At 70.2% G+C, this 8,353-nt stretch carries 8 protein-coding genes and 1 pseudogene; 3 read left to right on the top strand and 6 right to left on the bottom strand.

Going from position 1 to position 8,353, the window contains the following annotated elements:
* Nucleotides 1-161 precede the first annotated feature (161 nt).
* Complete coding sequence (locus VLK61_RS03890) at nt 162-1,001, top strand: alpha/beta fold hydrolase (RefSeq protein ID WP_325418499.1); 840 nt, start codon at nt 162-164, stop codon at nt 999-1,001.
* A gap of 240 nt (nt 1,002-1,241) precedes the next feature.
* Here VLK61_RS03890 and VLK61_RS03885 read toward each other — a convergent pair whose 3' ends face one another.
* From VLK61_RS03885 to VLK61_RS03875, 3 genes are all read right to left on the bottom strand, one after another.
* Nucleotides 1,242-1,718 carry a hypothetical protein gene (locus VLK61_RS03885; RefSeq protein ID WP_325418497.1) on the bottom strand — a complete coding sequence of 159 codons (477 nt, stop codon included), beginning with the start codon at nt 1,716-1,718 and terminating at the stop codon, nt 1,242-1,244.
* 69 nt (nt 1,719-1,787) lie between these two features.
* On the bottom strand, nt 1,788-2,486 hold the full coding sequence (locus VLK61_RS03880) for a hypothetical protein (protein WP_325418495.1): 699 nt from the start codon (nt 2,484-2,486) through the stop codon (nt 1,788-1,790).
* Nucleotides 2,487-2,514: 28 nt separating this feature from the next.
* Nucleotides 2,515-2,961, bottom strand: a complete 447-nt coding sequence (locus VLK61_RS03875; protein WP_325418493.1) for a globin family protein — start codon at nt 2,959-2,961, stop codon at nt 2,515-2,517.
* Between the two features lie 120 nt (nt 2,962-3,081).
* Between VLK61_RS03875 and VLK61_RS03870 the strand changes: the two genes are divergently transcribed.
* Complete coding sequence (locus tag VLK61_RS03870) at nt 3,082-5,667, top strand: ATP-binding protein (protein WP_325418491.1); 2,586 nt, start codon at nt 3,082-3,084, stop codon at nt 5,665-5,667.
* Between the two features lie 288 nt (nt 5,668-5,955).
* Nucleotides 5,956-6,573: a poly-gamma-glutamate hydrolase family protein gene (locus VLK61_RS03865; RefSeq protein ID WP_325418490.1), complete on the top strand. Its 618-nt coding sequence runs from the start codon at nt 5,956-5,958 to the stop codon at nt 6,571-6,573.
* Nucleotides 6,574-6,940: 367 nt separating this feature from the next.
* On the opposite strand, the gene VLK61_RS03860 is transcribed toward VLK61_RS03865, so the two are convergent.
* The 3 genes and pseudogenes from VLK61_RS03860 to VLK61_RS03850 form a co-directional block, all read right to left on the bottom strand.
* Nucleotides 6,941-7,201, bottom strand: a complete 261-nt coding sequence (locus tag VLK61_RS03860; protein ID WP_325418488.1) for a hypothetical protein — start codon at nt 7,199-7,201, stop codon at nt 6,941-6,943.
* Nucleotides 7,198-7,815: a PIN domain-containing protein gene (locus tag VLK61_RS03855; RefSeq protein WP_325418486.1), complete on the bottom strand. Its 618-nt coding sequence runs from the start codon at nt 7,813-7,815 to the stop codon at nt 7,198-7,200. The genes VLK61_RS03860 and VLK61_RS03855 overlap by 4 nt, the downstream gene beginning before the upstream one ends.
* Nucleotides 7,816-8,054: 239 nt before the next feature.
* Nucleotides 8,055-8,216, bottom strand: a pseudogene (locus tag VLK61_RS03850) (JAB domain-containing protein); the annotation flags it as partial.
* Nucleotides 8,217-8,353 lie beyond the last annotated feature (137 nt).

Raw genomic sequence — 8,353 nt, 5'->3', positions numbered from 1 at the left:
ATCTCGGCCAAAACCCCCTTGGGGCACGCGCCGCAGATCGCCGGTTTGCAGACCTAGCGTCCAAAGGCCGGATCGCCGAACGACTGGGGCCTTCCAGCGCCGTGGAACGCGCATGGAACAGCCTCTTGCGCAAAGTGCGTCCCATCGAAAGGACGCCACTGATGAACACCACGCCCCCTGGCCTTCCGAACCCGGCCGTCACCCCACCGCGCCCCACGCTTGTGCTGCTGCACGCCAGCGCCGCCTCGGCGCGGCAGTGGGACGCGCTGGCCGAATCGCTGAAGTCCCGCTTCGACGTGCAGGCCCTCGACCTGCACGGCCACGGCAAGCGGCCCGCACCGGACCATGGCCAGCCGCTGCGTGTGCTGGACGACGTGGCCCTGGCCCGGGCGGTGCTGGAGCGCAGCGGCGGCGGCCATGTCATCGGCCATTCGTACGGCGCGGCCGTGGCCGTGCACCTAGCGGCCGCGGCGCCCGGGCTGGTGCACAGCCTGGCGGTATACGAGCCGGTGGTGTTCCGCCTGCTGGCCGACCATGCCCGCGGCAGCCCCGGTGCCAGCGAGGCTTTCGAGCTGGCCACCGGCGTGTGGGAGCATGTCCGCCAATCCCGCCTCATCGAGGCGGCCGCGCTCTTTGTCGACTACTGGTCCGGCCCCGGCACCTGGCACGCCATGCCGCCCGAGCGCCAACAGGCCGTGGCCGCGCGAATGCCACTGATCGACCAGCAGTTCCTTGCGCTGATGCAAGAGCCGCTGCCGGCCTCCGTCCTGGCGCGCCTGCGCATGCCCCTGCTGTGCCTACATGGCACACGCAGCACCTTGGCCGCGCGCCAGATGGCCACGCTGCTGCAGACCCTGCTGCCGCAGGGCCGGCACGAGGCGCTAGAAGACCTGGGCCACATGGCCCCGGTGACCCAGGCGCTGGGTGTGAACCACCGGCTGATTCGTTTCCTGAACGTGGAGCTTCGGTCCTGGCACGCGCCGGTCGGCTTCGCCGCGTGATGTCACCGCCCGAGGGTGGCCGTGCCGGCGAAGGCGATCTCGTTCAAGAGGGGTTTGATGCCAGGCTGAGCCGGCCCGTTGGGCGGCCACAGGGGACATGCCCCGTGACATGCGCAAGCGCTGGCAGCACAACGCAGACGTTGCCGAAGTAGGTGGGCACGGCAGCGGTCACTAACGCATGCAGGTCCCCGGGGGATGCGGGTGTCAGTGGGCTTGTCAGTGGCAGGCGGTCCTGGGGCTTCACAACAGACGCTCGTCGCGTGAACTGCCGCGCATGGCCTTGCGCTGCGCCAGCACGCCTTCGAATCGGCCCCGCTGCGCGGGCGTGAGCACGGCGCGGATCTTTTCGTTCTCGGCATCGTGGATCCTGCGCAGCTCTTCCTGCAGCGCGGCCACCACAGGCTCCTGCTTGGCGATGGCGGCGCTGTCGCGGGCGATGTGCGCTCGGCGCAGCACGCGGCTTTCGCGGTTGAAGTCGCCGCGCTTGGCGGCGAATTCGAGGCGGTACTTCTTCTCGATGGCCATCACCGCATGCGCCTGGTCCATGCTCAGGCCAAGCGCCGTTTCCAGCGATTGATCGGCCGCGGCGGGCTGGGCCAGCGCCAGGAACGAGACGAACACGGTGGCGGACAGCAGACCGGTCAGCACGGCGCGGCGCTGGCTCGAGGGCCTGGTTGCGCCGGCCACGCGGGCGGGGAAGGGACGAAACGTGAACATGGGGATCTCCGTGAAGTCGGTGAAGTCGGTGAAGTGGGTGAAGTAGGTGAGGAACCTTGGGGTGATGGCTCAAGCGCCCGCTGCTGTCTTGGCCGCCATCGGCCGCCGCGCGCCGGCCACGAGCAACAGGCCCAGTGCTGTGAGCGTCAGCGCCAGCCCGGTGGGCTCGGGCACGGTGCTGGCCACGTCGCCATCACGCACGGCCACGGCATAGGAGCCCAGGCCGTCGGGCACCTTGAAGTCAACGCTTTGCAGGCCGTGCCCGAACCCGAAGCTCCAGGCCAGCGCGGCGGGGCTGGGCGCATAGCTGGTGCCGGAGTAGTAGCGGTACGCCTGGATGTTCTCGAACAGGGCCAGGTTGGCCAGTTCTTGCGCGCTGTCGCCGGTGGGGTCGAGCACCGACTCGCCCGCATTGCCGCCGAGGTGGTTGTAGAACAGATAGCCCATTTCGCTGCCGGTGCAGCCGTAGCCTGCCGATTGCACCGGTGCACCACCGCCAGGGCCGGCGTCGTCGGAGCAACCGGGGTCCGGTTGCAGCGTGGCGGGCAGCCGCCAGTCGGTGTAGCCGCCGTGCGCCAGGTTGTCCGCCCAATCGGCGGCGCTCTGCCAGTACTGCAGGCCGCCGGCGCCGAAGTCCTGCAGCCAGGTGATGTTCTGGTCGCTGTCGTAGACCATGCCTCCGCCGCGGTCGATGAGTGCGGCGGTGGCCGCATGTGCGGCGGTGGCAAGCAGGCTGGCCGCAAACACGTGGCGGGTGAGGGAGTTCATGCTGTGCTCTTCGATGAAGGGGGTGGGTTCAGGCCTGCAGCGCGGCGGGCGCGGCGGGGGCGGCGTGGGCGGGGTACGCGGCGGCCTTCATGGCGCCGGCCAGCGTCGTGTAGGCCAGCAGCCAGGCCTGGCGGGCCGCGGGTGTCAGGGCCGCGCCGAGGCCTTGTTCCAGGGTCCAGATCAGCGCGGTGCCGACGCTGTCGTAGTGCTGCGGCCGCACGCCGTAGCCGACGTGGCGGCATGCCATCTGCTGCGCGGTGGGCAACACGGCGCCCAGGTCGTGCAGGCTGCGCACCACCGCGTCGAGCGTGCTCATCAGCATGGCGCCCTGGGCGTGGATATCGCGCTTGAACAGCGGCCGGGTGTCGGGCGCCAGCTCGAACAGGCGGCCGTAGAAGAGGTCGGCCGCGGCGGCCTGGATGGGCAGCACCTGTTGCCAGGTGGATTGCACGAGTCGGATCTGGTCGGGGGTCATGGGGGGCTCCGTTCAACAAGGTGGTCCCAGTGTTCCCAGCCAGCCCGCCAAGCACCTTCAGCCGGTCTTCAAAGTTCTTTAATCGCGCGCTGGCGGCCGCCCCTAAACTGCCCTCGCGCCATGTCGAACTCCACTCCGCCGCCCTTGTCGCTGCCCGATGGCCTGCGCTTCGGCCGCTTCGAGCTTCGACCGCTCGAGCAACGCCTGCTCGCCGACGGCGAAGCCGTGCCGCTGGGCGGCCGCGCCTTCGATCTGCTGCTGGCCCTGGTGCAACGCCCGGGGCAGCTGGTCACCCGCAACGAGCTGATCGAGCAAGTGTGGCCCGACCGGGTTGTCGAAGAGAACAACCTGAGCGTTCAGGTCAACGCCTTGCGCAAGGTGCTGGGCGGCGAGTGGCTGCTCACCGTGCCGGGTCGCGGCTACCGCTTCGTCGCCGCGCTGGCGCCGGCTGCGCCCGCCGCCGCGTCCGGGCCCGAAGCACCCCAGCGGCTGCGCACCAACCTGCCGACGCTGCAGCCGCTGCTGATCGGCCGCAGCGACGACCTGGCGGCGCTGGGCACGCTGATCGACCAGCACCGGCTGGTGACGCTGGTCGGGCCCGGTGGCGTTGGCAAGACAAGGCTGGCGCAGGCGGTGCTGGCCTTGCGCGGCAGCGCCTGCGCCGACGGCGCCTGCTGGGTCGAGCTGGCCCCGGTGACCGACCCGGCAGCGCTTCCCGGCGCGCTGGCGACGGCGCTGGGACTGAAGCTGGCGCCGGGCAACACCATCGACACCCTCGTGCAGGCGCTGGCCGAACGCGAGATGCTGCTGGCGCTGGACAACGCCGAACACCTGCTGGACGCCGCGGCCACGCTGTTGCGCACGCTGCTCGCGTCGGCGCCGGGACTGCGCCTCGTCGTCACCAGCCAGACGCCCTTGCGGCTGGCCGAGGAACGTGTGCAGCGCCTGGGCGGCCTGGCCATCCCGCAGGGCGCACTGCCGGCGCAGGCGGCGCAGGCCTTCGGCGCCGTGGCCTTGTTTGCCGAACGTGCACAGGCGGCCGACAGCCGCTTCGTGCTGGCCGATGCGCAGGTGCCGGCGGTCATCGCGCTGTGCCACCAGCTCGACGGCAATGCGCTGGCGATCGAACTCGCCGCCGCGCGGGTGCCGCTGCTGGGCCTGGACATGTTGCTGGCCGCATTGCCCGAGCGGCTGCGTGTGCTGAGCGCAAACCGCGACCGCGCCGCGCCGGCACGCCAGCAGACGCTGCGCGCGGCGCTGACCTGGAGCCACGACCTGCTGGCGCCGCGCGAGCAGCGGCTGTTCCGGCGCCTGGCTGTCGTCGCCGGCACGGCGTCGCTGGCGCTGGTGGCGGCGCTGGCGCAGGCGGGCCATGCCGGCGACAGCGCCGACGGCGACGCCTGGGCCGTGCTGGACACGCTGGACGAGCTGGTGCAGCGCTCGCTGGTCGAAGTGATCGTCGAAGCTGGCGCCGATGGCGACACCGCCGCGCCGCGCTACCGGCTGCTGGCATCGCCGCGTGCACTCGCCGCCGAACAGCTGCAGGCCAGCGGCGAATCCGAGTCACTGCGCCGCTGCCATGCGCAGACCCTGCTGGCCACGCTGGACCAGGCCGCTGCGGCGATGGAAGCCGGCCGCATCGGCATCGAGGCCTGGTGCCGCGCGGCCGAGCATGAGCTGGACGACGCACGCGCCGCGATCGCCTGGGCTGCACCCGCCGGCGACGAGCGGCTGTGCCTGTCGCTGGCCAGCGCGCTGCTGCGTGTGCTGCCTGCGCCGCTGCACGACGAGCGCCTGCTGCTGGCCGACCAGATCGAGCGCCTCGAAGTCGCGCTCCCGCCCGACGCGCCGGCGGCGCTGCACTACCGCGCGGCAGCCAGCATCAGCCTGGCCCTCGCGGCCGCGCAGCCACAGCGCAGCCGCGCAGCTGCCTGGCGCGCGCTGGCCGCGGCGCGCCTGCTGCCCGACGACGACAACGGCCGCTGGAGCCTGCTGCAAGCACTGTGCGAGGCCGCCGATGTCGTCGTCGACGCGGCCGACGCGGCGACCGCCGAGGCCCTGCTGGCCGAGGCGCTCGCCATCGAGCATGCCGCCTGGCCCGCGGTGCGGCGGCGCTGCACGGTGCGGGTGCGCGCCGCCATTGCCGCGGCCCGGGGCGATGCCGCCGAGGCGCTGCGGCTCGACCGCGAACTGCTGAGTCTCAGCCGCGCCGCCGGCGACTGGAGCCCGATGACGCAGATCAACATTGCCGATGGCGAGCTGCGCAGCGGCGATGCCCGCGCCGCCGTGGCCACCGGCCAGGCGCTGGTGGCGCAGTTGCAGACGCAGCGCGACGACAACCATCTCGGTTACGCCCGCCTCAACCTCGCCGCCGCCTGGCTAGCCCTGGACGACACGGCTGCCGCGCGACCGGTCCTGCGCGCCGCCTGGGCGACGGCACGGCGCATCCAGCGCCTGAGCTGGTGGTGCGACCATGCCGCGCTGCTGGCGGCGCTGGAAGGCCGGCCGGGTGATGCGGCCGCGCTGCTGGCCGCTGCCGATGCGCACTACGCAGCCGCCGCCGACCGCCGCCAGCACAACGAAGCGCAAGCGCACACACGCACCTGCGCATTGCTGGCCGCCGGCGCGTGGGCGCTGCACGCGCGCGCTGCGCCGCCCGACGCGCTGCTGCAGCGGCTTGCCTTCGGCACGGCTGCGCTCGACTGAGAGCGCGCTCCGGCGCCGCGGGCGGGTTTTCACAACTTTGAATCCGCGGTACCGGCCTTGTGGCGGGTGCGTGGCGAACGCGTTCGCCCATCGTCGATCGACACCTCGAGAATCGCCAGTTGCGGGCGCTGGTGGACGGTTTCGGCATGCCGCGGCACGGCACAGCCACACATTGATCTGCACCGGAATCGGTCGCGTGGTGCATCGTGACGTCGAGGAAGTGTTGAACCCCGAAGGGGGAGGCCCGACACGTGGGAGCGGGCTGGATCGCTTGCGGGACAATGACGCATGCCTCGCAGACTCGCCAAGGACCTTGCATCGTTCGCCGACCTGGCATCCGACTACGAGGCGGACAAGGATTTCCGGATCATCCAGGTCCCACGCCCGGAGTCTGCGACCGCCGTGCTCGCGCCCCATGGAGGCGGCATCCAGGCGCATACCTCCGACATCGCACGCGCCATCGCTGGTAGCGAGTTCGGGCTCTACCTGTTCGAGGGTCTGCTGAGGGCGGGCAACTTCACGTCGCTGCGCCTGCGCGGCGATCGGTTCGACGAGCCGGGTTGCCTGCAGATGCTGCAGGCGTGCGACCGCGTGGTCTCCGTTCACGGCCTCGGCAGTCCTGGGGAAGTGGTCCTGCTGAGCGGCCGGGACCTAGCGCTGAGCGCCGCCATTGCCGAGCGACTTGTTGCCGCCGGCTTGACTGTCGAGGAAGCGCCGGCCCGGCTGTCGGGCTCCGACCCGAACCACGTTTGCAACCGCGGCCGCAGCGGAGCCGGTGTGCTGGTGGAGATCTCCATGGACCTGCGGCGTTCGCGACGCCGCGTCGCACTGGTGCGCGCCGTCAGGGAGGCATTGCTGGGCGGAGACACTGGCGCATCCGCAGTTCCGGCGCCAATGGCGCTGTAGTGCCTTTCAAGCTCGACGGCAAGGTCTCGTCTTGCGAGTCGTGGAGCCCGTCGGCTTGAACGCCAATCTTGTTCACAAGTGGCGCCGAGAAGCGTCGCGCGGTCAGAGTCATGTTGAGGTTCACACGTCGCAGTTCGTCCCCCGTCGCGCTACCGCCGGCCGCCGACACCGCGCCCGGCATTCGCATCGACGTGCGCCATGGGCAGATGTCGATCACGGTGGCTTGGCCGATGGCGGCCGCCACGGACTGCGCGGTGTGGATGCGCGAGTGGCTGCGGGGACACGCCCAGCCCCACCCAGACCTGGCATCAGCTGCGCCACAGCATCCATAGCCACGGCCTGCATCAGCCGGTTCCGCACCGAGCTTTCAAACCTGGGCGACAGTGGACCCGCTCTCCCGATCGAACCTCGGATACGACGCGCCCTTCACCGAGTCCACCATCACCACCCCATCCTCGATCAGCCGACCCAACGCGACCTCGACCGATTCCTCAGTGGCACCGGCCCCCAGGAACGACTTCAGTGACCGCCGCAACAACGCCGGCTTCGTGGGCCGCTTGTCGCCCATCTGGCGCAGGCTGTCCGTCAGCTTCTTGACCGTCGCCGCGGAGTCGGGCGACAAGCTCACGGGCTTCGCGCCAGTCCCGTCGCAACAGGAAGCTTGCTCGCAATGGGTGGCGTAGCCACCGGGGTCTTCTTGGCCACCAGCGCGTTGGTCGGCTTCGCCACCACCTTCTTCGCCGGAGCCACCTTCTGCGCGGGTGCCTTCTTTGCTGTAGCCTTCTTTACGGTCGGCGCGGGAGCAACTGCCTTCTTGACCACGGCCTTCTTCGCTGGAACCGGCTTGACCGCAGGTTCTTCGGCCGGAGTTGCCCTCACCGTCGAGACAAGCTTGGCCCTGCCATGACCGACCTGACGAACATCGAACCCCATCGCTCTGGCGTGCTCCAGCACCGGCCCGTAGCCCTTGTCGTTCGCCACCACCACCATCGCCGCCGCCTGATTCCGCGAAGCGATGTAGCCCATGTAGAACGACAGATGGAAGTCCAGCGCGTCCTTCCCGGTCTTGCTGATCGGCACCGCGGTGGCCTTGGTGCCGAACGACGCGAACCGCTGCTCGACCTGCCGCTGGTGCGGCCCATGGAACACCCACACCTGGGTCGCGTCTGGCACCATGGTCCGAAGCTCTTCCTCGGTCGGCTGCACGTTTTCGTAGTCGAGCAGAACGTGCGTGCCAGGCATCGCAGCACGTGCCGGAGAGACCCGCGCGACAGCTCGCACCGCCGGGTACTTGGTGCCATCAATCTTGCCAGCACCGCCAAACGCCGCCGACATCCGTCGCTCGACCCCGCACCCATCCGCCCGGTAGGTTGGATGATCGCAGCGCGACAGCAAGCCCCCTCTTGCCCTCGACATCCGGCGTATCAGCCTGGCCCGAGTCTGAAGAGATAAAGGGCGCCGTCAGGCGCCCGGAGCCAAGGTCAAAGAAGACCTCTCTCGGCAAAGGAGCAGATGTCGGCGCCCGCCACCACAAGGTGATCGAGCACACGCACATCAATCAGCGCCAGCGCCGTCTTTCAGCGTCTGCGTCAAAAACTCATCGGCCCGGCTTGGCTCCGCCTCGCCTGAGGATGGTTGTGCGCCTTTTGTGCCCCGAATCGTTTTGTGCCCGAGCCCACCGTGCGCTGGGATTGGCCAGGGCATACCGTCATCGCCGTGACACATAACGGTGCCGTGAGGTCCAGCATGCCGTCTCCCGCAACTTGGCAGACAGGAGATT

Source organism: Aquabacterium sp., from assembly GCF_035476535.1.
GTDB lineage: Bacteria > Pseudomonadota > Gammaproteobacteria > Burkholderiales > Burkholderiaceae_C > Pseudaquabacterium.
Note: the sequence above shows the minus strand (reverse complement) of the source record. Positions and strands in the feature narration are given on the sequence as shown.